This is a genomic window from Trinickia camelliae, assembly GCF_053525655.1.
Window position 1 is genome coordinate 50847 of the sequence record NZ_JBCHAA010000014.1, and the last position, 21388, is coordinate 72234.

The window sequence follows — 21388 nt, forward strand, 5'->3', positions numbered from 1 at the left end:
AGCGCGTCACACGACGACGCACCAGCCGCTCGCGAACGGCTCCTTTCGGAGCCGCACCCAAGAAGAGCATCCGCATGACGACGTTCACCTTCCGCAAGCCGAGCGCGCTGCCCGGTTTTGGCGTGACGCTCGGTATCACGGTGGCGTATTTGAGCCTCGTGGTGCTGATCCCGCTTGCCGCGACGTTCCTGAAGACGGCCACGCTCGAGTGGGATCAATTCGTGCGCGCGGTCGCGTCGCCGCGCGTGCTGGCGTCTTATCGGCTCACGTTTTCGGCGGCGCTCGGCGGGGCGCTCATCAACGCCGTGTTCGGTTTTCTCGTGGCGTGGGTGCTCGTGCGCTACACGTTTCCCGGCAAGCGCATCGTCGATGCGGTCGTCGATTTGCCGTTTGCGCTGCCGACTTCGGTCGCGGGCATTTCGCTTGCCGCCGTCTATTCGGGCAACGGCTGGATCGGGCAGTTTCTCGCGCCGCTCGGCATCAAGATCGCGTTCACGCCGTTGGGCGTGCTGGTCGCGCTGACCTTTATCGGTCTGCCGTTCGTCGTGCGCACCGTGCAGCCCGTGCTAGAAGACTTCGAGCGCGAGCAGGAGGAGGCCGCGGCGTGCCTCGGCGCGTCGCGCTGGCTGACCTTTCGCCGCGTCGTGCTGCCCGCCGTGACGCCCGCGCTGCTCACCGGTTTCGCGCTCGCGTTCGCCCGCGCGCTCGGCGAATACGGATCGGTAATCTTCATCGCCGGCAATGTGCCGATGAAGTCCGAGATCACGTCGCTCTTGATCATCACGAAGCTCGAGCAGTACGACTATGCGGGCGCGACGGCGCTGGCCGTCGTGATGCTCGTCGTGTCGTTCGTGATGTTGCTGTTGATCAATACGCTGCAGTGGTATTTGCAGCGGCGCACGAGCCGCGGGGCGAGCGGTCCGGTAGGTGGCGCAGCAGCGGCGTCTGAGATTGCGCCCGCGATTGAAGGAGCCGCGCGATGAGCCACGATTCCGCCGTCCTCCAGCGAGCGCCGAGCGCGCGCGCTGCAAGTGAATCAAACCCAGTTACGGAGCCGCGCTTGGTGCGCTGGGCGCTGACCGGCATCGCGCTCGTGTTCCTCACGCTCTTTCTCGCCGTGCCGCTCGCGGCGGTGTTTTACGAGGCGTTCAGAAAAGGCGTCGGCTATTACTTCGACTCGCTCGCCGATCCCGACGCCTGGTCCGCGATCAAGCTCACGCTGCTGGTCGCGGCCATTGCCGTGCCGCTGAACCTCGCGTTCGGACTCGCGGCGTCGTGGGCGATCGCGAAGTTCGAATTCAAGGGCAAGGCGCTGCTCACCACGCTGATCGATCTGCCGTTTTCGGTGTCGCCCGTGATCTCGGGGCTCATCTACGTGCTGATGTTCGGCGCGCAAGGCTGGTTCGGCCCGTGGCTCGCCGATCACGACGTGCAGATCATCTTCGCTGTGCCCGGCATCGTGCTCGCAACGGTCTTCGTCACGTTTCCTTTCGTCGCGCGCGAGCTGATTCCGCTGATGCAGGCCCAGGGCAACGATGAGGAAGAAGCCGCGCACGTGCTCGGCGCGTCGGGCTGGCAGATCTTCCGCCGCGTCACGCTGCCGAACGTCAAGTGGGGCCTGCTCTACGGCGTGATTCTCTGCAATGCGCGCGCGATGGGCGAGTTCGGAGCGGTGTCGGTGGTGTCTGGTCACATTCGCGGGCAGACCGATACGATGCCGCTCCACGTCGAGATTCTCTACAACGAGTACAACTTTTCGGCCGCGTTCGCGGTGGCGTCGCTGCTCGCATTGCTCGCGCTCGTGACGCTCGGCCTGAAGCTCATCGCCGAACGCGGAATGGCCGCGGCGCGGCCGGGCGCAACCCAGTCGGACCAGTAAAGAGGCGTATCACGCATGGGCATCAACGTTCGCAATCTGCAAAAACGTTTCGGCGATTTCACGGCGCTCGACAACGTATCGCTCGACTTCCCTCCGGGCGAGCTCGTCGCGCTGCTCGGGCCGTCCGGCTGCGGCAAGACCACGCTCTTGCGCGTCATCGCCGGACTCGAACACGCGGACGCCGGACAGGTCGTGCTGCAAGGGCAGGACGTCGGCGGCGTCGGCGCGCGCGAGCGGCAAGTGGGCTTCGTGTTCCAGCATTACGCGCTGTTCAGGCACATGACGGTGTTCGAGAACGTCGCGTTCGGGCTGCGCGTGAAGCCGCGCCGCGAGCGCCCGTCGGAGGCCGTGATCCGCGAGAAGGTGCACGAGCTGCTCAAGCTCGTGCAGCTCGACTGGCTGGCGCAACGGTATCCGTCGGAACTGTCGGGCGGTCAGCGTCAGCGGATCGCGCTCGCACGCGCGCTCGCCGTGGAGCCGAAGGTGCTCCTGCTCGACGAGCCGTTCGGCGCACTCGACGCGAAAGTCCGCAAGGAATTGCGCAGCTGGCTGCGGCGGCTGCACGACGATTTGCACATCTCGACGATCTTCGTCACGCACGACCAGGAAGAAGCGCTCGAAGTGGCCGACCGGATCGTCGTGCTGAATCACGGACGCGTCGAGCAAGTCGGCAATCCGCAGGACGTCTACGATCATCCGCAAACGTCGTTCGTCTACGAGTTCCTGGGCGCGGCGAACCGCTTGAGCGGCAGCGTCGGAGCGGGCGGCTTCGTAGCGGAGGGCGCCGCACGGCCGATCGCGGTCGCGGCGGGGTTCACGGGGCCGGCGCTGGCGTATGTGCGGCCGCACGACTTGGCGCTGTATCCGCGCGCAAACGCCGACGAGAAGACGCAAGGGGGTATTGTCGTCGACGTGCGGCGCGTCGTGACGCTGGGCGGTTCGGTGCGCGTCGAGCTCGAAGGGCGTGGCGGCAACGTGCTCGAAGCGGAGCTCGACCGCGATACGTGGCGTCAGCTGCGGCTCGACGTCGGCGACGGCGTGACCGCGGTGCCGCGCTCGCTGCGCGTGTTTCCCGCGCGCTGAGGGCGCGAGCGGCGCGGCTCAAGCAAGCGATTCAACACATCGATAACAAGACAACAACGACAACATCTGTCCGGAGAAGCACACATGAACTTCCAGCAACTGCGCTTCGTACGCGAAGCCGTGCGTCAGAACATGAATCTGACCGAGGTCGCCAACGTCCTCTACACGTCGCAATCGGGCGTGTCCAAGCAGATCAAGGATCTCGAGGACGAGCTCGGCGTCGATATCTTCATCCGGCGCGGCAAGCGGCTCACGGGCCTGACCGAGCCGGGCAAGGCGGTGCATCAGCTGATCGAGCGGATGCTGCTCGATGCGGAGAACCTGCGCCGCGTCGCGCGCCAGTTCGCGGACCAGGACAGCGGCCACCTCGTTGTCGCCACGACCCACACGCAAGCGCGCTACGCCTTGCCGAAGGTGATCCGCCAGTTCACCGAGGTGTTCCCGAAGGTGCATCTCGCGTTGCGCCAGGGCAGCCCGCAGCAGATTGCGCAGATGATCATCAACGGCGAGGCCGACATCGGCATTTCGACCGAGGCGCTCGACCGCTTTCCCGACATCGTGACGTTCCCGTGCTACTCGTGGCATCACGTCGTCGTCGTGCCGAAGAACCATCCGCTCGTCGGCCGCGAGAACCTGACGCTCGAGGAGATCGCCGAGTATCCGATCGTCACCTACGACCAGGACTTCACGGGCCGCTCGCATGTCGACCAGGCGTTCGCGCAGGCCGGCGCGCTGCCCGACGTCGTGCTGACGGCGATCGATGCGGACGTCATCAAGACCTACGTCGAACTGGGCATGGGGATCGGCGTGGTGGCCGCGATGGCGTTCGATCCGAAGCGCGATACGGAGCTTGTCGCGCTCGATACGCAGCATCTGTTCGAGGCGAGCACGACGCGCGTGGGGTTGCGCAAGGGGGCGTTCTTGCGTGCGTACGCTTACAAGCTGATCGAGATGTTCGCGCCGCATCTGTCCGAGGCGGAGATTGCGGTGCAGTTGCGGGAAGTGGCCTGAACGGGGCTGCGGGACGTGGCGCGATCAAGGAATCGACAGCTATTCGTCAGGTTGCGAAAGGGCGGCGGTATACTTCTGCACTTTTTGAAGGAAAGCCCATGAGTACCTTGCCCGCCTGCCCGCAATGCCAGTCCGAGTTCACCTACGAGGATGGCGGAATGTATGTCTGTCCGGAGTGCGCTCACGAGTGGTCGTCCGAAGCAAGCACGCCCGCTGAGGCGGCCGCAAAGGTCTATCGGGATTCAGCCGGCAATGTTCTCCAGGATGGCGATACGGTTACGGTCATCAAGGATCTGAAACTGAAGGGTTCCAGCGGCGTGGTCAAAATGGGAACCAAGGTCAAGAACATTCGACTGGTCGATGGCGACCACGACATCGATTGCAAGATCGACGGCTTCGGCGCGATGAGCCTGAAAACCGAGTTCGTTCGAAAGGTCTGACCCGCCGGCATTTGGCGCGTCTAAAATGGCGCCCATGAATACTCCGACCACCACCTCCTCCCCGCGCGCGCTGCCGCGCATCGCCGTGCTCGCCACCGGCGGCACGATCGCCGGCTCGGCGGCCGATTCCGCGCAGACCGCGGGCTATCAAGCCGGCGTCGTCGGCGTCGACAAGCTGCTCGCCGCGGTGCCCGGTCTCGCGAACGTCGCGCGCATCGACGCCGAGCAGGTCGCCAGCATCGACAGCAAGGACATGCCGCTCGCGCTGTGGGCGACGCTCGCCGAGCGCGTCAACACGTTGCTCGCGAGCGACGACGTCGACGGCGTCGTCATCACGCACGGCACCGATACGCTCGAAGAAACCGCGTACTTGCTGCATCTGACCGTCAAGCACGCGAAGCCCGTCGTGCTCACGGCGGCGATGCGGCCGTCGTCGGCGCTTTCGGCCGACGGTCCGCTCAATCTGCTCGGCGCAGTGACGGTCGCGGCAAGTCCGGCGGCGCGCGGGCAGGGCGTGCTCGTCGCGTTCAACAACCGGATCCACAGCGCGCGCGACATCGTGAAGACCAGCACCTATGCGGTCGATGCGTTCCAGTCGCCGGAGATTGGCGCGCTTGGGTGGGTGCAGGATGGGCGGGTCGAATTTCAGCGCGGCGCGGTGCGGCCGCATACGGCGAGCACGCCGTTTTCGATCGGCTCGGTGGCGGCTGAATGGCCGGTCGTCGAGATCGTCGCGAGCTATGCCGGCGTGTCGCGCGTGATGGTCGATGCGCTGGTGGCGGCGGGCGCGCGCGGCATCGTCGTCGCCGGAACCGGCAACGGTTCGATCCACGCGACGCTGCAAAGCGCGCTGGCCGATGCGGTGAAGAAGGGGATTGCCGTGGTGCGTTCGTCGCGCGTGGGCTCGGGCCACGTGATGCGCAACGGCGCGGCGTCCGACGATGCGCTGGGCTTCGTGAGCGCGGGGACCTTGAATCCGTACAAGGCGCGCGTGTTGCTGATGCTCGCGCTGGCCTCGGGCAAGTCGACTGCTGCGGAGCTGCAGCAGATCTTCGACCAATACTGATACCGATAAAAACGTAGCAATCCGACAGCCGGACACCCGACGACGACGTCTGACCGACCAAGGCTTCCCCGGCGCCGCCGGGTGCCGCTGCGGACCCCACCTGCCGCTCTCAGCCCAGAGCGGCTCGTTTTGCCCGTCCGGCGCGCGTGGCTCGATATCTCGAGATTCACACGTGCCGGACAAGGCGCCCCACATTCCGGGGCCGAGCTAAACGCACGGCCCCGATGTACCTACATCCTTTGCTGCATGAGGCCGCGTAACAGCGCGGCCTTCGTCTTTCTTAAGCGTTGGCGATTTCAAAGTTCGCCATGATTTCGAGCGCGCGAATCAGCGCCGAGTGATCCCACGCCTTGCCGCCGTTCGCCGCGCAGACGCTGAACAGTTGCTGCGCGCTGGCCGTATGGGGCAGGGCGATGCCGAGCTTGCGCGCGCCGTCGAGCGCGAGGTTCAGATCCTTCTGGTGCAGCTCGATGCGGAAGCCCGGGTTGAACGTGCGCTTCGTCATGCGCTCGCCGTGCACTTCGAGAATGCGCGACGACGCGAAGCCGCCCATCAATGCCTTGCGCACGCGCTCCGGATCGGCGCCGGCACGCGAGGCGAACAGCAGCGCTTCCGCCACGGCTTCGATGTTCAGCGCGACGATGATCTGGTTGGCGACCTTGGCGGTCTGGCCGTCACCGTTGCCGCCCACCAGCGAGATGTTCTTGCCCATCAGCTCGAAGAGCGGCTTCGCGATCTCGAACGCTTTATCCGGGCCGCCGACCATGATCGAGAGCGTCGCTTCGCGCGCACCGACTTCACCACCGGACACCGGCGCGTCGAGGTAGTCGCAGCCGAGCGCGTTGATCTTCTTCGCGAACCCTTGCGTTTCGAGCGGCGAGATCGAGCTCATGTCGATCACGAGCTTGCCGGCCGAGAGGCCTTTCGCGACGCCGTCGTCGGCGAACAGCACGTTCGCGACGTCAGGCGTGTCCGGCACCATCGAGATGACGATGTCCGCGGCTTGCGCGACCGCCGTCGAGTTCGCGACGACCGTCGTCGTCTTGCTCAGGTCGTCCGGCACCGGATACGCGCCGTTCACGAACAGCGTGTGGCCACCCTTGATGAGATTGCGCGCCATGTGCGCGCCCATGATGCCGAGGCCGATAAAACCGATCTTTGCCATTTCGTTGTCTTCCGTATGTTTGATCTTGGAATGAATGCGCCGCGCGGCTTACACGTGAGAGGCAGGCGGCGCCGTGAATCACGCCGCTTGCTGTCCCGCGACGCTCTGCAGCCAGCCCAAGCCTTCGACGGTCGTCGTGCGCGGCTTGTACTCGCAGCCGATGTAGCCGTCGTAGCCGAGCGAATCGAGCAGCGCGAATAGGAACGCGTAGTTGATTTCGCCCGTGCCCGGCTCGTTGCGGCCCGGATTGTCGGCGAGCTGGATGTGCGCGATCTGCGGCAGGTTCTTCTTGATCGTGGCGGCCAGTTCGCCTTCCATGCGCTGCATGTGATAGATGTCGTACTGCAGGAACAGGTTGTCCGAGCCGACCGCGCGGATCACGTCGAGCCCTTCGGACGAACGGTTCAGCGCGAAGCCGGGAATGTCGTACGAGTTGCACGGCTCGACGAGCAGCTTGATGCCTTCCTTCTTCAGCTCGCCCGCGGCGAAGCGCAGGTTGTCGACGATGGTCGAACGCGCTTTGTCCTTGTCCACGCCTGCGGTCGGAATGCCGACGAGGCAGTTCAGTTGCGGGACCTTCAGCGCCTTCGCGTACTGAATCGCGCGGCCCACGCCTTCTTGAAACTCGCCGACGCGATCGGGCAGGCAAGCGATGCCGCGCTCGCCGCCTTCCCAGTTGCCCGCAGGCAGGTTGTGCAGCACGAGGCGCAGCTTGTTCGCTTCGAGGCGCTCAGCCAATTCCGCCGTCGAGAACGGATACGGAAACAGGAATTCGACTGCATTGAAGCCCGCGTCGGCGGCCGCCTTGAAGCGGTCGAGGAACGGCACTTCGTTAAAGAGCATCGTCAGGTTTGCTGCAAATTTCGGCATGGCTATGTGTCTCGCTGGTCGGTCAATGGTGTGTTGCGCGGCGAGCGCTCAGTGATTACGCGTTGAGCGCTCGCCGGGGCGATCAAGGCTCAGTCGAGCATCGAGATCGCGGTCGGCGCGTCCTGCTTCTTCTCGGCCAGCTCTTCGAACTCGTTGATCGCGTCGATCTCGGTGCCCATCGAGATGTTCGTCACGCGCTCGAGAATCACTTCGACGATGACCGGCACATTGAACTCGGAGAGCATCGACTTCGCTTTTTCGAGCGCGGGCTTGATGTCTTCCGGCTTGAACACGCGGATCGCCTTGCAGCCGAGACCTTCGGCAACCGCCACGTGATCGACGCCGTAGCCGTTCACTTCCGGCGCGTTGATGTTCTCGAACGCGAGCTGCACGCAGAAGTCCATGTCGAACGCCCGCTGTGCCTGGCGGATGAGGCCGAGGTACGAGTTGTTCACGACGACGTGCACGTACGGCAGCTTGAATTGCGCGCCCACGGCCAGTTCTTCGATCATGAACTGGAAGTCGTAGTCGCCCGAGAGCGCGACGATCGGACGCTGCGGATCAGCCGCCCGCACGCCGAGCGCTGCCGGAATCGTCCAGCCGAGCGGGCCTGCCTGGCCGCAGTTGATCCAATTGCGCGCCTTGTAGACGTGCAGGAACTGCGCGGCGGCGATCTGCGAGAGGCCGATCGTGCTCACGTAGCAGGTGTCGCGGCCGAACACGCGGTTCATCTCTTCGTAGACGCGTTGCGGCTTGATCGGCACGTTCTCGAAGTGCGTCTTGCGCAGCATCGTGCGCTTGCGCTCCTGGCACTCCGCGACCCACGCGCCACGATCCTTCAGCTTGCCGGCTGCCTTCCATTCCTTGGCGACTTCGACGAACAGTTCGAGCGCAGCCTTGGCATCGGACACGATGCCGAGATCCGGACCGAACACGCGGCCGATTTGCGTCGGCTCGATATCGACGTGCACGAACTTGCGGCCCTTCGTGTAGACGTCGACGCTGCCCGTGTGGCGGTTCGCCCAGCGGTTGCCGATGCCGAGCACGAAGTCGGAGGCGAGCATCGTCGCGTTGCCGTAGCGGTGCGAGGTCTGGAGGCCGACCATGCCGACCATCAGCGGGTGATCGTCGGCGATCGCGCCCCACGACATCAGCGTCGGGACGACCGGCACGCCGACCGTTTCGGCGAACTGCACGAGCAGGTCTTCAGCGGCTGCATTGAGCACGCCGCCGCCGGAAACGATCAACGGCTTGTCGGCGTTGTTGAGCAGCGTGAGGGCGGCTTCGATCTGCTTGCGCGTCGCCTTCGGCTTGTAGACCGGCAGCGGCTCGTAGGTGTCGATGTCGAACTCGATTTCGGCGAGCTGCACGTCGATCGGCAAGTCGATCAGCACGGGACCGGGACGGCCCGAGCGCATCAGGTGGAACGCCTGCTGGAATGCGCGCGGCACGAGCGCGGGTTCGCGCACGGTGACGGCCCACTTCGTCACGGGCTTCGCGATCGACTCGATGTCGACGGCCTGGAAGTCTTCCTTGTACAGACGCGCACGCGGTGCCTGGCCCGTGATGGCGAGAATAGGAATCGAGTCAGCCTGGGCCGAGTAAAGGCCGGTGATCATGTCGGTACCGGCGGGGCCCGAGGTGCCGATGCACACGCCGATGTTGCCGGGCGCGGCGCGCGTATAGCCTTCGGCCATGTGCGAGGCGCCCTCGACGTGGCGTGCGAGCACGTGGCTGATGCCGCCGGCCTTCTTCATCGCCGAATAGAACGGGTTGATCGCGGCGCCCGGAACGCCGAAAGCGGTGTCGATGCCTTCTTTTTCGAGCACGAGCACGGCTGCGTCGACGGCTCTCATCTTGGCCATGGAATGTCTCCTGAATGTCAGCTAGAGGGTGGTTGAGGAGCACTGTAAGGCCGCGCTATAGGTTTGATAAGATCAGTCCGGGTCGTTTATTTCGAAACTAAAAGTATGGAATGTGCTGACGCCAAGTCAGCACCGGCACAGCGCGCTTTGCCATGTCCAGCATGGCAGCCGCGCCTAAGCAGAAACCCTGATGGGTGGAGACAAGACGATGGACCGCTTCAAGCAAATCGAAACTTTCGTGCGTGTTGCCGATGCCGGCAGCCTTGCCGCCGCGGCGCTGGAGGAGGGGGTCTCGCCGGTGATCCTCGGGCGGCGCATCGACGCGCTCGAAAAGCGGCTCGGCGTGAAGCTCATGTACCGCTCGACCCGGCGCCTGGTCGTCAGCGAAGAGGGGGCGTCATTCCTGGAGCGCTGCCGAGGGTTGCTCTCCGAATGGGACCAGGCCGAGAACGAACTCGCCGCGGGGCGGCGCTCGGTGGGGGGGCACCTGATCGTGTCGGCGCCGGCCGCCTACGGCCGCAAGCATGTCGCGCCGCTCGCCCCGGCGTTCCTGAAGGACAAGCCCGATCTGCAGATGTCGTTCAACCTGACCGACCGCGTCGTCGATCTCGTGCGCGAAGGCTATGACTTGTCGATCCGGATCGGCGGCGCGGTCGATCCCAATTTCGTCGCGGTGAAGCTCGCGTCGAACCGGCGTGTCGTGTGCGGCACGCCCGGCTACTTCAAAAAGTACGGGCGGCCGAAGTCGCTCGAGGATCTGCCGAACCACAACTGCCTCGCGTTCAACCTGCAGGGCGGCCAGAATCGCGGCTGGTATTTCCGGCGCAACGGCAAGCTCGTGACGGTGCGGGTCGCCGGCACGCTCGACTGCAACGACGGCGAGCTGCTGCACCGCTGGGTGTCGGAGGGGCTCGGGCTCGGCTGGCGCTCGACCTGGGAAATCAATCAACAGCTCGAACGAGGCGAGCTCGAAACGGTGCTCGACGAGTACGCGCTGCCTGATTACGACATCCTCGCCGTCTATCCGCAGCAGCGCTACGTGCCGGCGAAAGTCCGGTACTTCATCGACTATCTGAAAGAGGCTTACGCGCGCCCGGGGTATTGGAGCGAGAACGAATAGCCTCCAGCCGTCTCGATCCGCCCAGGCGCGATCCGAAAGCGGCTTAGCCGACGACGATCATCCCGTTCATCGTCTCGTGTCCCGAGCCGCGGAGCGCGATGCGGTTTATTCCCGCTTTTTTTGAAGCGACTTCAATCGATGTGGGGGGCACGGGAATAAACTCGATTCGTCACTGGTATTCCATGTGTAAGCCTTTTGGGGACTAAGGGTGGGCGACACCAAACCATGCGCGGCTGACCAGCGCGCGCTCGACGAGCGCAACCGCCGCTTCCAGCAGATGGCGCTGCCGCATCTCGATGCGGCGTACAACCTGGCGCGCTGGCTTTGCGGCAACGCGAACGATGCGGACGACGTCGTGCAGGAGGCCTATCTGCGCGCGTTCCGCTTCTTCGACAACTTCCGCGGCGACAGCATGCGCCCGTGGCTCTTCGCGATCGTGCGGCGCACCTGGTACACGGAGTGGCGGCGGCGCGCGTCGTCGCACGAGGTCCAGGCGTTCGAGGACGCCGAGCCGGGCGATGAATCCGCCGACGAGACGTTCGAAGGCTGGTCGCGCTCGATCGAGGACCCGCAGACGGTGCTGATCCGCGACGAAGACGTGCGGCTCGTGCATGCGGCGCTCGAAAAGCTGCCGGTAGAGTTCCGCGAGGTGCTGATCCTGCGGGAGCTGGAAGACATGAGCTACCGCGACATCGCGGCGATTGCCGATCTGCCGGTCGGCACGGTGATGTCGCGGCTTGCGCGGGGGCGCAGGAAGCTGGCCGCCGTGCTGCATGCGTCGGAAGCCTCGGGGGCAGGGGCCGCGCAGGGTGCGCCGGCCTCGCGCGCGGCGCCGGAGTCGCGGCGCGACGTCCCGCCCGACACTAGCGCCGATTCGTGGCCGAACCGGCGCCTGGCTGCCACCCCCGCAGCCGCTAAGGAGAATCCAGATGGACTGTAAAGAAGCGCGGCCGCTGATCGATGCGGATGCCGACCGCGAACTCTCGGCGCCCGACGCCCGGCGCGTTCAAGCGCATTTGGCCGAGTGCCCCGATTGCCGGCGCGAAAGCGAAAATGTGCGCGCGCTTGGCGACACGTTGCGCGCAGCCGGCTACTACCGCGCACCTGAGTCGTTGCGGGCGCGCATTTTGGCCGACTTGCCGCCGCTGACGGAGCCGGAGGCCGAGCCTGCTCGCCAGCCGGACGCCCAATTTCGACCCGAACCCACGCGTGCCAAGCCGCGCGGCCGCCAACCGCTCGACGGCTGGCGAAACTGGTTCGGTGGCCGCTGGCCGTCGTTCGGGCCGCAGCCGGGGGGCGGGGCCGCGTGGTCGCTGGGCTGGACGGGCGCGCTCGTTCTCGCGGTTGCGGCCGCGGCGGCGGGCGTGACGCTCGCGCTGCATCGGCCGGCGGGCGTTGGCCCGATCGCCGACGAACTGGTGTCGAGCCACGTCCGCGCGCTGATCTCGGAGCGCGACATCGACGTGATCTCGACCGACCAGCACACCGTCAAGCCCTGGTTCAACGGCAGGATCGACTACTCGCCGCCCGTGGAGGATCTGGCGGCGAGCGGCTTTCCGCTGGTCGGCGGACGGCTGGACTACGTCGAGCACCGGCGTGTGGCCGTGCTGATCTACCGGTACAAGAAACATCCGCTCGACGTCTACGTGTTTCCCGAGGCCGCCGACAGCTCGGGCCGCGCTCCCGCGACGCTCGTCCGGGACGGCTATTCGCTCTCGCGCTGGCAGGAGGACGGGATGACGTTTTGGGCCGTCACCGATGCGACGCCGGACGCGCTCGTCGCGTTCAAGGCCGCGCTGCAGGCGCGGCTGCATGGCGGGGGCTCGGGGGAAGCGGGATGAGGAGGCGGGCGGCTTCGGTACGCGCCGATGCGGCGTTCCCCGAGCCGCCCCCTCTAAATCCTTGAAAACACGGCCGAATCCGCAGAAGACAGTGTCATTTGGCTTGCACTTCGGCCGAAAGCCGGGTTACAATCTTCGGCTTCTCACTTGCCACACCGGTTCCGACGCCCGGGTGGCTTTAATCCACAAGGAGTGTGTATGCGTCATTACGAAATCGTCTTCATCGTGCACCCCGATCAAAGCGAGCAAGTGCCCGCGATGATCGAGCGTTACAAGTCCACGATCACCACGCACGGTGGCCAAATCCACCGTATCGAAGATTGGGGCCGTCGCCAACTGGCCTACATGATCGAGAAACTCGCGAAGGCTCACTACGTCTGCATGAACATCGAATGCGACCAAGCCACGCTCGACGAACTCGAGCACGCATTCAAGTTCAACGACGCCGTGCTGCGTCACCTCATCGTCAAGATGAAGAAGGCCGAAACCGGCCCGTCGCCGATGATGAAGGAAGTGCAGCGCGAAGAAGCCAAGAAGGCGGCTGCATCGTCGCAACCGTCCGAAGCGCAGGCTTAAGGACTCTGGTTTATTAAGCCACCAAGGCTCACTCTGCTCTCGTGAACCGGCTGCAACTCACGGCCAGCGTCGTCGAACGCGAACCGGTGCGGTACACCCCCGCCGGCGTTCCGATCGCAAGCTGCACGTTGCAGCACCGCACGGAAGTCGTCGAAGCGGGCATTGCCCGGCAAATCGAACTGACCATGCCGGCGGTCGCCGCGGGAGCCGCGAGCGGCAAGCTGGAAAGCTGCGAGATGGGCGTCGAGACGCTCTTCACCGGCTTCCTGGCGAAGAAAAACCGCAACGCGCGAACCTTGGTGTTTCACATCACTGAATTGCAGGACATTGGAAAGGACTGAACATGCCCCGCCCGACTGGTAAGAAATTCGACAAGCGTCGTCAGCAACAAAATCCGCTCTTCAAGCGCAAGAAGTTCTGCCGTTTCACGGCCGCTGGCGTCGAATCCATCGACTACAAGGACACTGAAACGCTGAAGGACTTCATCGGCGAAAACGGCAAGATCACGCCGGCTCGTCTGACGGGTACGAAGGCCCACTATCAACGCCAGCTCGACACGGCAATCAAGCGCGCACGTTTCCTCGCGCTGCTGCCGTACACCGATCTGCACAAGGCCTAATCAGACGACGCAATAAGGAGAATCCGAATGCAAATCATTCTTTTGGAAAAAGTCGTCAACCTGGGCAACCTCGGCGACATCGTCAAGGTGAAGGACGGCTACGCACGTAACTTCCTGATCCCGAAAAAACAAGCTCGCCGCGCAACGAAGGAAGCGATCGCCGAATTCGAAGTCCGCCGTGCGGAACTCGAAAAGGTTGCGGCTGAAAAGCTGGCAGCGGCTCAAGCTCAAGGCGAAAAGCTGGCTGGCCTGACCGTGCAAATCGCGCAGAAGGCTGGCGTCGACGGCCGTCTGTTCGGCTCGGTGACCAACGCCGACATCGCCGAAGCGCTGACGAAGCAAGGCTTCGCTGTGGAAAAGGCGCAAGTGCGTCTGCCGGAAGGCCCGCTGAAGCTGGTCGGCGACCATCCGGTGCAGGTTTCGCTGCACACGGACGTCCTGGTCGACGTCACGGTGTCGGTGCTGGGCGAGCACGCCTAAGCGCGCAAGCTGTATTACGCCGAGCCGGCTAATTGTCGATTCGGCGTGCAAGGAAAAAGACAGGGGCCGGGAAACCGGCCCCTGTCTTTTTTTATCGGCTTTCCGCATCCGCCGGGCTGGTACGAACACTGCCATTTCGCGATAATTCCTCCCCATGAACGCACCGCCGAAAGACCCCCAACTCGAGTCTCTGAAAGTCCCGCCGCATTCGATCGAGGCCGAGCAGTCGGTCCTCGGCGGGTTGTTGCTCGACAATGCGGCATGGGATCGTATCGCCGACTTCCTGGCGCAGAGCGATTTCTACCGCTATGACCACCGCATCATCTTCGAGCACATCGGCAAGCTGATCGCCTCGACGCGGCCGGCCGACGTGATCACCGTCTATGAAGCGCTCGGCACCTCCGGCAAGGCGGAGGAGGTGGGCGGCCTCGCGTACCTGAATGCGCTCGCGCAGAACACGCCGAGCGCGGCGAATATCCGCCGCTATGCGGAAATCGTGCGCGACCGCGCGGTGCTGCGCCGGCTCGTGTCGGTGGCCGACGAGATCTCCGCCGATGCTTTCAACCCGCAAGGCAAGGAAGTCCGCCAACTGCTCGACGAGGCCGAATCGAAGGTGTTTTCGATCGCCGAAGATGGCGCGCGCGGGACGCAGGGCTTCCTCGAAATCGGGCCGCTGCTCACGCAGGTCGTGGAACGGATCGACACGCTCTACCACACGGCCAATCCGAGCGATGTGACCGGCACGCCGACAGGCTTCGTCGACCTCGACCGGATGACCTCCGGCATGCACGGCGGCGAGCTGATCATCGTGGCGGGACGCCCGTCCATGGGCAAAACGGCCTTCAGCATGAACATCGGCGAATACGTCGCCGTCGAATACGGCCTGCCGGTCGCGGTCTTCTCGATGGAAATGCCGGGCACGCAACTCACGATGCGTATGCTCGGTTCGGTCGGCCGGCTCGATCAGCATCGGATGCGTACCGGGCGCCTCACCGACGAAGACTGGCCGAAGCTCACGCACGCGGTGCAGAAAATGAGCGAGGCGCAGCTCTTCATCGACGAAACCGGCGGCCTGAATCCGATGGAATTGCGCTCGCGCGCGCGGCGGCTTTCGCGCCAGTGCGGCAAGCTCGGTCTCATCATCATCGACTACCTGCAGCTGATGTCGGGCTCGTCGCAGGGCGAGAACCGCGCGACCGAAATCTCCGAAATCTCACGCTCGCTCAAGAGCTTGGCCAAAGAGCTCGACGTGCCGGTGATCGCGCTGTCGCAGCTGAACCGCGGCCTGGAGCAGCGTCCCAACAAGCGTCCGGTGATGTCGGACTTGCGCGAATCAGGCGCTATCGAACAGGACGCGGACGTGATCCTCTTCATCTACCGCGACGAGGTCTACAACCCCGACAGCCCCGACAAGGGCACGGCCGAGATCATCATCGGCAAGCAGCGTAACGGTCCGATCGGACCGGTTCGGTTGACGTTCATCGGCCAATACACGAAGTTCGACAACTTCGCGGGCCCGCAGCACTTCCACGGCGGCGAGTAATGACGTAGCAACCGAAGAGAACGAAGGTCGGCCGCAAAGTAAAGCGCCGCGTGAGAAAACGTTGCTTTCCACGTCTGCGCGGCACTTTGCGGGTTCGGCAGGGAATCCGGAACCGTTACAATGTTGCGGTTTTATGTCAGTCACACCGCGACCACTTTCTGGGATTCCAATGTTCGGCCGATTCATGCCCACCGAGGGCAAGTTCTTTGAAATCTTCAATGCGCACGCGAACTACATCGTGACCGCCAGCCAGGAGCTCGAGCTCCTGATCGACAATCTCGAAGACGCCGAGATTCACAAGCAGAACGTCCAGGTAAGCGAAAAGGCGGCCGACAAGGTTACGCACGAAGCGATCGACCTGCTGCACAAGACCTTCATCACGCCGTTCGACCGCGACGAAATCCACAAGCTGATCACCACGATGGACGACATCCTCGATTTGATGGAGGACGTCGCCACTTCGATTTCACTGTATGACGTGCAGAGTGTCACGTCGGAGGCGCGCGAACTCGCTCATTTGTGCACGGCGACGGTCAAGCACGTGCAGCAGGCGGTGAGCCTGTTGTCGGATATGAGTCAGGCCGCGCAAATCCTGAAGGCGTGCGAGGAGATCGACCGCCTGGAATCCGACGCCGACCGTGTGCTGCGCTCGGCCATCTCGAAGCTTTTCCGCGAAGAAGACGATGTGAAGACGCTCATCAAGCTGAAGGCGATCTACGAGCTGCTCGAAACGATCACCGACAAGTGCGAGGATGTCGCGAACATCATCGAAGGCATCGTGCTGGAAAACGCGTAAGCGAGCGGACCGTCACCGATGCAAACGATCCAACTCGCCCTTTGGGCGCTTGCGACGCTGGTCGTGGTCGCACTCGTGTTCGACTTCATGAACGGTTTTCACGACGCGGCGAACTCGATCGCCACGGTCGTGTCGACCGGAGTGTTGAAGCCGCAGCAGGCGGTGGCCTTTGCCGCCGCGTTCAACGTCATTGCCTATTTCATCTTCCACCTGAAAGTCGCACAGACGGTCGGTAAAGGCACGATCGACCCGGATATCGTCGACCACTACGTCATATTCGGCGCGCTCGTCGGCGCGATCGGATGGAACATCGTGACCTGGCGTTACGGGATTCCGTCGAGTTCGTCGCACGCGCTGATCGGCGGGCTGGTCGGCGCGGCGCTCGCGAAGTCGGGCTGGGGCGCGCTCAACTGGGACGGCCTTCTGAAGACCGTCGCGTTCATCTTCATTTCGCCGCTGCTCGGTTTCGTGCTCGGCTCATTCTTCATGCTGGCCGTGTCGTGGATGTACTTCCGCACGCCGCCGAGCAAGGTCGACGGGCGCTTCAGGCGCTTGCAGCTCGTGTCGGCCGGGCTCTATAGCCTCGGGCACGGCGGCAACGACGCCCAGAAGACCATCGGCATCATCTGGATGCTCTTGATCGCGACCGGCTACGCGTCGGCAACCGCCGAAGCGCCGCCGATCTGGGTAATCGGCGCGTGCTATCTGTCGATGGGGCTCGGCACGCTGTTCGGCGGCTGGCGCATCGTCCGCACGATGGGGCAGAAGATCACGAAGCTGAAGCCGGTCGGCGGCTTCTGCGCGGAGACGGGCGGCGCGATCACGCTGTTCGTCGCGTCCGCGTTGGGCATTCCGGTGTCGACGACGCATACGATCACCGGGGCGATCGTCGGGGTCGGCGCGACGCAGAAGCTCTCCGCGGTGCGTTGGGGCGTGGCCGGCAATATCGTCTGGGCCTGGGTCTTGACGATCCCGGCATCCGCGCTGCTTGCCGCCATCGGCTGGTGGTTCGGGCACCGGTTCATGTAGTTCGATTCACCGCTTCGCGACAGCCGGCGCCCGCTGGCTTGTCGTCGATGCGGGATGTCTCGGCGGCGCCCCATTGGGCGCTGCGTCTTTCATCTACTCCCTCCAGACTCTGTCCTCAGCGCGCAATCCGCTTGGCTGCGCGCGGCCGTCATGCCACCGAGCTGAGACTGAATAGCGCTCATCGATTTTTCGCCGGACCTCAATCGTCCCTGTCGCGGCCAAACACACCTTACTTCGCCCTGTCTGCGCCGTGTGAAATGCTGAATTCATCAGCAATCACTGATGCATTTATCTGCATCTCATAAATTAGCCAGTTGATTTGCCTATGAAAATCACGTATTCCAGTGCTGGCATGATGTCTGCGTTATTGGGTGTGAGAACTCAACAAAGAAGGTGATCGGCATGAAAAAGAACGCAGTGGTAATTGATCCCATCGATTGTGTCGCTACGGCGCTGCAGTCATTGAAGGCGGGCGACAAGGCAGCGATGTTTATCGGCGACGAGACGTTGGAGGTCGTGCTGCGCGACGCGATCCCGCACGGCCACAAGTTCGCCATCAAGGGCGTGGCCGCGATGGGCGAGGTTTACAAATACGGCGAATCGATCGGACGTGCGACTCAGGAGATCAAGGTAGGCGACTACGTGCATGTGCATAACGTCGAAAGCGAGCGTGGCCGCGGCGACTGGAAGTAACGCCTGCTTAATCTCCCAATATCGATACTTGAGGAACAGAAAATGAAAACCACAATTAAAGGTTATCGCCGCCCGGATGGCGCAGTGGGTATTCGCAATTACGTTTTGATTCTCCCCACCAGCATTTGCTCGAATAAGGTCGCGCAAGACATCGCCAATCAAGTAAAAGGCGCGACGTGGGTGAATAACACTTTTGGCTGCTGTCAGATCGCCACTGACGCCAAGCAAACCGAAAGAACGCTGATCAACGTGGCCAGAAACGGCAATGTCGGCGCGGTTCTCGTCGTTGGTCTCGGTTGCGAAGGCGCTGAGCCGACACACATCGCGGCGGAAATTGCCAAGAGCGGCAAACCCGTTTCGTGCATCACCATTCAAGGCGAAGGTGGCACGCTTCAATGCCAGGCGCGCGGGATCTCGATTGCGCGCCAATATGCGCAAGACCTGTCGACGATGGAGTTCGAAGCGCTGCCCGTCGGCGAGCTGATTCTCGCGATGGAATGCGGCGGCTCGGATACGAGTTCCGGTCTCGCGTCCAACCCCGCATGCGGCGTGGCGTCGGATACGTTGATCGCCAATGGCGGCACGTCGATCCTGTCGGAAACGACGGAGTTCATCGGGGCCGAGCATGTCGTCGCGAAACGCGCGATCACTCCGGAAGTCGGCGAGAAGCTGATCAAGCTCGTGGTGGGGTGCGAAGAGCGTGCAAAGTCGTTGGGCGCCGATATTCGCGGTGGTCAGCCGACGCCGGGCAATATTCAAGGCGGTCTCACGACCATCGAAGAAAAGTCCCTCGGCTGCATGCACAAGGCGGGCCACGCGCCGCTGACCGGCGTTCTCGACTACGCGGAACTGCCGACCTCCAACGGCCTGTGGGTGATGGACACGCCGGGACAGGATATCGAGTCGATCTCCGGCATGGTGGCCGGCGGTGCTCAAGTCGTTATCTTCACGACCGGACGCGGCACGCCGACGGGTAACCCGATTGCGCCGGTTATCAAGATCACGGCCAACGACGAAACGTTCAATCGCATGAAGGACAACATCGATATCGATGCGTCTGCCGTCATGCGTGGTGAGGCTTCGATCAACGATATGGGCCAAGCGATCTATGACGAAATCGTTGCGGTCGCCAATGGCAAAACCACCAAGGCCGAAGACCTGAATCACCAGGAATTTTCGATCTACAAAATCGCGCCATCTTTCTAAATAGACCAGACGGGTTTGTTTGATTGGAATGCTCTAATAGAAATCGATAAAATGAATTAGTTGGCATCGTGAATGAAGCGTGCTTTACGGCACGCTTCATTTTTGAGTCGTATTTGTTCTATGCGGGTGAAGGTCATGCGGAAACAACCGGAAATTTGTATCGTCTCTCCGTCTATCGAGCTTTCCGAAAAAGTGGAACGGCTCATTTCCCGCTACCAAGACAAGGTCAGTATTTCCGTATTGAACACATCGTTGCGAGATATCGCCGATGTGATTCCCGTACTAGAGAAAAAAAAGCCCGATGTGATTGTCAGTCGTGGCGGCATGACTTGGGCGCTCAAAAAGAGCATCGCGACGCCCGTAGTCGATATCCCCACTTCTGGCTACGACATCATCGATACGTTGAGCCCTTTTTTGCGCTCCAACAAGACGATTGGTGTCGTGGGGTTCAAGAGCGTTGTCGACGGCTGCAAGAAAATCGCCGATATGCTTGGCATCGACGTGAAAGAATTTACGATCACGGAACTCGATGTTCGAGCGATCAATAGTGCCAAGGCGGATTTTCGCCACTATGTTTACTCCAATTCCTTGGACGTGGTGATCAGCGACACGATTTTCCCCGTTTATTTCGGAGAGAGTGTTTATCAGTTCCTGCCGTTCAATACCGGAATCGACTCCATCGAGCGCGCGTTGGATGAGGCGGTTCAACTATGCGATTTGCTGCTGCGCGAACGCATCGAGCAACGGCAGCTCAATTTGATTTTGAATAGCGTGGATAAGACTGTCGTCACCATCAATCCACAGGGTGACATTTTGTATTGCAACGAGCAATCGCAGCGTGCATACAACATGAGGAAAAATGCGGCTTTGACTAAATTTTTCCCCAATCTGGAGATTGATTGGGAGCGCTTGAAATCCGGTGAGGCAGTGGAAAATGAATTGCTCGCGAGTGCGTCGGGAGAGCTCGTGGTCAATCAATATCCGATTGTGGAAGACGACGATTTAAACCGAGTGGTGGTGACATTTCAGACCGCTTCCAGCCTGAAAGGCACCGAGCAGAAAATTCGTCTGAAAGAGGCGGAACGAAAAGGCCTCTACGCGAAATATACGTTCGATGATTTCGTTACGCGCGACGCCGAAATGAAAACGCGCCTGCTGCTCGCGCAAACCTATGCGGCTACTCAGGCGACTATCCTCGTTTTGGGCGAAAACGGCACAGGCAAGGAAATCGTGGCGCAGAGCATCCACAACGCCAGTCCGCGGCGCGATGGGCCGTTCGTGGCGGTCAACTGCGGAGCCATTCCCGCTCCGATACTCGAAAGCGAATTATTCGGTTATGTCGACGGCGCTTTTTCCGGCGCCTCGCGAAAAGGCAAAGCGGGCTTGTTCGAGCTCGCGCACAACGGCACCTTGTTTCTCGATGAAATCAGCGAACTGGACAAATACCTGCAAACGAAATTGCTACGCGTATTGCAGGAGCGCCAGCTCATGCGATTGGGCTCTGACCATATCGTGCCGATCGATATTCGTGTGGTCGCGGCAACCAATAAAGATATCCCCACGCTGATCGAAAGCGGCGATTTTCGCGAGGATTTGTATTACCGCCTCAATGTGCTCAAAGTGACGATGTTGCCTCTGCGGGATCGGTCGGAAGACGTGCGGACAATTGGCGCGGTTCGGCTCGCTGAATTAAGGCGGCAATATCATATGCCGCCCCTGGAATTCAGCGAGGAATTGTGGGATTTTCTGAATCGATACAACTGGCCGGGTAACGTCAGGCAACTCAACAATATTATGGAGCGCCTCGCACTTTCTTTTAAAGAAGGGACGATCACGCTGCAGGATGCCGCGCTATTCATCGAGGATCTGACAATGCGCGAGACGGTGGATGCCGGAGACGAGCCTGGCGACCACGAAGAACATCCATGCACGGTTGAAGACTGCGCCTCGTGCCAGCTTTTGGACGGTTCCTTTAAGGAAATCCGCAACCGGATTGTCAAAGCTGTGGTCGTCAAGCAAAAGAACAATAAGAGCAGCGCCGCGCGTCAACTCAACGTCGATCGCAATTCGCTCAACCGCTGGCTTGACGATTAGGACGCGCGTTTT

The 21388-nt window shown here is 62.4% G+C and carries 21 protein-coding genes and 1 pseudogene; 19 read left to right on the plus strand and 3 right to left on the minus strand.

The window, feature by feature from the left end; translation table 11 throughout:
* Positions 1-74: 74 nt before the first annotated feature.
* The 6 genes from cysT to AAHK20_RS22285 all read left to right on the plus strand — a co-directional run bounded on the left by cysT (position 75) and on the right by AAHK20_RS22285 (position 5479).
* Entirely contained in the window at positions 75-983 is a 909-nt protein-coding gene (gene cysT / locus AAHK20_RS22260) for a sulfate ABC transporter permease subunit CysT (protein WP_449183670.1), read from the plus strand.
* Positions 980-1879: a sulfate ABC transporter permease subunit CysW gene (gene cysW, locus AAHK20_RS22265; protein ID WP_449183671.1), complete on the plus strand. Its 900-nt coding sequence runs from the start codon at positions 980-982 to the stop codon at positions 1877-1879. The genes cysT and cysW overlap by 4 nt, the downstream gene beginning before the upstream one ends.
* A 15-nt stretch (positions 1880-1894) precedes the next feature.
* Entirely contained in the window at positions 1895-2962 is a 1068-nt protein-coding gene (locus AAHK20_RS22270; RefSeq protein WP_449183672.1) for a sulfate/molybdate ABC transporter ATP-binding protein, read from the plus strand.
* A gap of 84 nt (positions 2963-3046) precedes the next feature.
* The gene (locus AAHK20_RS22275) at positions 3047-3973 is read left to right on the plus strand and encodes a CysB family HTH-type transcriptional regulator (protein WP_449183673.1); all 927 of its coding nucleotides are present in this window, start codon (positions 3047-3049) and stop codon (positions 3971-3973) included.
* 98 nt (positions 3974-4071) lie between these two features.
* A complete protein-coding gene (locus tag AAHK20_RS22280; protein ID WP_449183674.1) occupies positions 4072-4413 on the plus strand; it encodes a zinc ribbon domain-containing protein YjdM in 342 nt (113 codons plus the stop codon).
* A 34-nt stretch (positions 4414-4447) separates the two neighbouring features.
* Positions 4448-5479, plus strand: coding sequence for an asparaginase (locus AAHK20_RS22285; RefSeq protein WP_449183675.1), 1032 nt, complete (start codon positions 4448-4450; stop codon positions 5477-5479).
* A 280-nt stretch (positions 5480-5759) separates the two neighbouring features.
* Here the strand turns inward: AAHK20_RS22285 and AAHK20_RS22290 are convergent, their stop codons facing one another.
* From AAHK20_RS22290 to gcl, 3 genes are all read right to left on the minus strand, one after another.
* Entirely contained in the window at positions 5760-6644 is an 885-nt protein-coding gene (locus tag AAHK20_RS22290; RefSeq protein WP_449183676.1) for a 2-hydroxy-3-oxopropionate reductase, read from the minus strand.
* A 78-nt stretch (positions 6645-6722) separates the two neighbouring features.
* Positions 6723-7514, minus strand: coding sequence for a hydroxypyruvate isomerase (hyi, locus tag AAHK20_RS22295; protein WP_449183677.1), 792 nt, complete (start codon positions 7512-7514; stop codon positions 6723-6725).
* Between the two features lie 89 nt (positions 7515-7603).
* Positions 7604-9379 carry a glyoxylate carboligase gene (gene gcl / locus AAHK20_RS22300; RefSeq protein WP_449183678.1) on the minus strand — a complete coding sequence of 592 codons (1776 nt, stop codon included), beginning with the start codon at positions 9377-9379 and terminating at the stop codon, positions 7604-7606.
* A 208-nt stretch (positions 9380-9587) separates the two neighbouring features.
* Here gcl and AAHK20_RS22305 point away from each other — a divergent pair, with 208 nt between their 5' ends.
* The 13 genes and pseudogenes from AAHK20_RS22305 (at position 9588) to AAHK20_RS22365 (ending at position 21376) form a co-directional block, all read left to right on the plus strand.
* Positions 9588-10499 carry a LysR family transcriptional regulator gene (locus AAHK20_RS22305; protein WP_449183679.1) on the plus strand — a complete coding sequence of 304 codons (912 nt, stop codon included), beginning with the start codon at positions 9588-9590 and terminating at the stop codon, positions 10497-10499.
* Positions 10500-10776: 277 nt separating this feature from the next.
* Positions 10777-11439, plus strand: coding sequence for an RNA polymerase sigma factor (locus tag AAHK20_RS22310; protein WP_449183827.1), 663 nt, complete (start codon positions 10777-10779; stop codon positions 11437-11439).
* Positions 11429-12340: an anti-sigma factor family protein gene (locus AAHK20_RS22315; protein ID WP_449183680.1), complete on the plus strand. Its 912-nt coding sequence runs from the start codon at positions 11429-11431 to the stop codon at positions 12338-12340. Before AAHK20_RS22310 ends, AAHK20_RS22315 begins: the two co-directional genes overlap by 11 nt.
* A 198-nt stretch (positions 12341-12538) precedes the next feature.
* Positions 12539-12916, plus strand: a complete 378-nt coding sequence (rpsF, locus tag AAHK20_RS22320) for a 30S ribosomal protein S6 (RefSeq protein ID WP_449183681.1) — start codon at positions 12539-12541, stop codon at positions 12914-12916.
* Between the two features lie 41 nt (positions 12917-12957).
* Positions 12958-13257 (plus strand): primosomal replication protein N, encoded by a 300-nt coding sequence (gene priB / locus AAHK20_RS22325; protein ID WP_137332244.1) that lies wholly within the window; start codon positions 12958-12960, stop codon positions 13255-13257.
* 2 nt (positions 13258-13259) lie between these two features.
* Entirely contained in the window at positions 13260-13535 is a 276-nt protein-coding gene (gene rpsR, locus AAHK20_RS22330) for a 30S ribosomal protein S18 (protein ID WP_137332245.1), read from the plus strand.
* A 27-nt stretch (positions 13536-13562) separates the two neighbouring features.
* Positions 13563-14015, plus strand: coding sequence for a 50S ribosomal protein L9 (rplI, locus tag AAHK20_RS22335; protein WP_449183682.1), 453 nt, complete (start codon positions 13563-13565; stop codon positions 14013-14015).
* A 154-nt stretch (positions 14016-14169) separates the two neighbouring features.
* Positions 14170-15558: a replicative DNA helicase gene (locus AAHK20_RS22340; RefSeq protein WP_449183683.1), complete on the plus strand. Its 1389-nt coding sequence runs from the start codon at positions 14170-14172 to the stop codon at positions 15556-15558.
* 169 nt (positions 15559-15727) lie between these two features.
* Entirely contained in the window at positions 15728-16354 is a 627-nt protein-coding gene (locus AAHK20_RS22345) for a DUF47 domain-containing protein (RefSeq protein WP_449183684.1), read from the plus strand.
* Positions 16311-17383, plus strand: a pseudogene (locus AAHK20_RS22350) (inorganic phosphate transporter). The gene AAHK20_RS22345 and the pseudogene AAHK20_RS22350 overlap by 44 nt, the downstream one beginning before the upstream one ends.
* A gap of 402 nt (positions 17384-17785) precedes the next feature.
* Positions 17786-18076, plus strand: a complete 291-nt coding sequence (locus AAHK20_RS22355) for a UxaA family hydrolase (protein ID WP_449183685.1) — start codon at positions 17786-17788, stop codon at positions 18074-18076.
* Positions 18077-18118: 42 nt separating this feature from the next.
* Entirely contained in the window at positions 18119-19282 is a 1164-nt protein-coding gene (locus AAHK20_RS22360) for a UxaA family hydrolase (protein ID WP_449183686.1), read from the plus strand.
* A 135-nt stretch (positions 19283-19417) separates the two neighbouring features.
* The gene (locus AAHK20_RS22365; protein WP_449183687.1) at positions 19418-21376 is read left to right on the plus strand and encodes a sigma 54-interacting transcriptional regulator; all 1959 of its coding nucleotides are present in this window, start codon (positions 19418-19420) and stop codon (positions 21374-21376) included.
* The last annotated feature ends 12 nt before the right edge of the window (positions 21377-21388 follow it).

What these genes read in the sequence shown, in the direction of transcription:
- cysT (WP_449183670.1), top strand. Translation starts at nt 75, where the DNA reads ATGACGACGTTCACCTTCCGCAAGCCGAGCGCGCTGCCCGGTTTTGGC.
- cysW (WP_449183671.1), top strand. Translation starts at nt 980, where the DNA reads ATGAGCCACGATTCCGCCGTCCTCCAGCGAGCGCCGAGCGCGCGCGCT.
- AAHK20_RS22270 (WP_449183672.1), top strand. Translation starts at nt 1,895, where the DNA reads ATGGGCATCAACGTTCGCAATCTGCAAAAACGTTTCGGCGATTTCACG.
- AAHK20_RS22275 (WP_449183673.1), top strand. Translation starts at nt 3,047, where the DNA reads ATGAACTTCCAGCAACTGCGCTTCGTACGCGAAGCCGTGCGTCAGAAC.
- AAHK20_RS22280 (WP_449183674.1), top strand. Translation starts at nt 4,072, where the DNA reads ATGAGTACCTTGCCCGCCTGCCCGCAATGCCAGTCCGAGTTCACCTAC.
- AAHK20_RS22285 (WP_449183675.1), top strand. Translation starts at nt 4,448, where the DNA reads ATGAATACTCCGACCACCACCTCCTCCCCGCGCGCGCTGCCGCGCATC.
- AAHK20_RS22290 (WP_449183676.1), bottom strand. Translation starts at nt 6,644, where the DNA reads ATGGCAAAGATCGGTTTTATCGGCCTCGGCATCATGGGCGCGCACATG.
- hyi (WP_449183677.1), bottom strand. Translation starts at nt 7,514, where the DNA reads ATGCCGAAATTTGCAGCAAACCTGACGATGCTCTTTAACGAAGTGCCG.
- gcl (WP_449183678.1), bottom strand. Translation starts at nt 9,379, where the DNA reads ATGGCCAAGATGAGAGCCGTCGACGCAGCCGTGCTCGTGCTCGAAAAA.
- AAHK20_RS22305 (WP_449183679.1), top strand. Translation starts at nt 9,588, where the DNA reads ATGGACCGCTTCAAGCAAATCGAAACTTTCGTGCGTGTTGCCGATGCC.
- AAHK20_RS22310 (WP_449183827.1), top strand. Translation starts at nt 10,777, where the DNA reads ATGGCGCTGCCGCATCTCGATGCGGCGTACAACCTGGCGCGCTGGCTT.
- AAHK20_RS22315 (WP_449183680.1), top strand. Translation starts at nt 11,429, where the DNA reads ATGGACTGTAAAGAAGCGCGGCCGCTGATCGATGCGGATGCCGACCGC.
- rpsF (WP_449183681.1), top strand. Translation starts at nt 12,539, where the DNA reads ATGCGTCATTACGAAATCGTCTTCATCGTGCACCCCGATCAAAGCGAG.
- rpsR (WP_137332245.1), top strand. Translation starts at nt 13,260, where the DNA reads ATGCCCCGCCCGACTGGTAAGAAATTCGACAAGCGTCGTCAGCAACAA.
- rplI (WP_449183682.1), top strand. Translation starts at nt 13,563, where the DNA reads ATGCAAATCATTCTTTTGGAAAAAGTCGTCAACCTGGGCAACCTCGGC.
- AAHK20_RS22340 (WP_449183683.1), top strand. Translation starts at nt 14,170, where the DNA reads ATGAACGCACCGCCGAAAGACCCCCAACTCGAGTCTCTGAAAGTCCCG.
- AAHK20_RS22345 (WP_449183684.1), top strand. Translation starts at nt 15,728, where the DNA reads ATGTTCGGCCGATTCATGCCCACCGAGGGCAAGTTCTTTGAAATCTTC.
- AAHK20_RS22355 (WP_449183685.1), top strand. Translation starts at nt 17,786, where the DNA reads ATGAAAAAGAACGCAGTGGTAATTGATCCCATCGATTGTGTCGCTACG.
- AAHK20_RS22360 (WP_449183686.1), top strand. Translation starts at nt 18,119, where the DNA reads ATGAAAACCACAATTAAAGGTTATCGCCGCCCGGATGGCGCAGTGGGT.
- AAHK20_RS22365 (WP_449183687.1), top strand. Translation starts at nt 19,418, where the DNA reads ATGCGGAAACAACCGGAAATTTGTATCGTCTCTCCGTCTATCGAGCTT.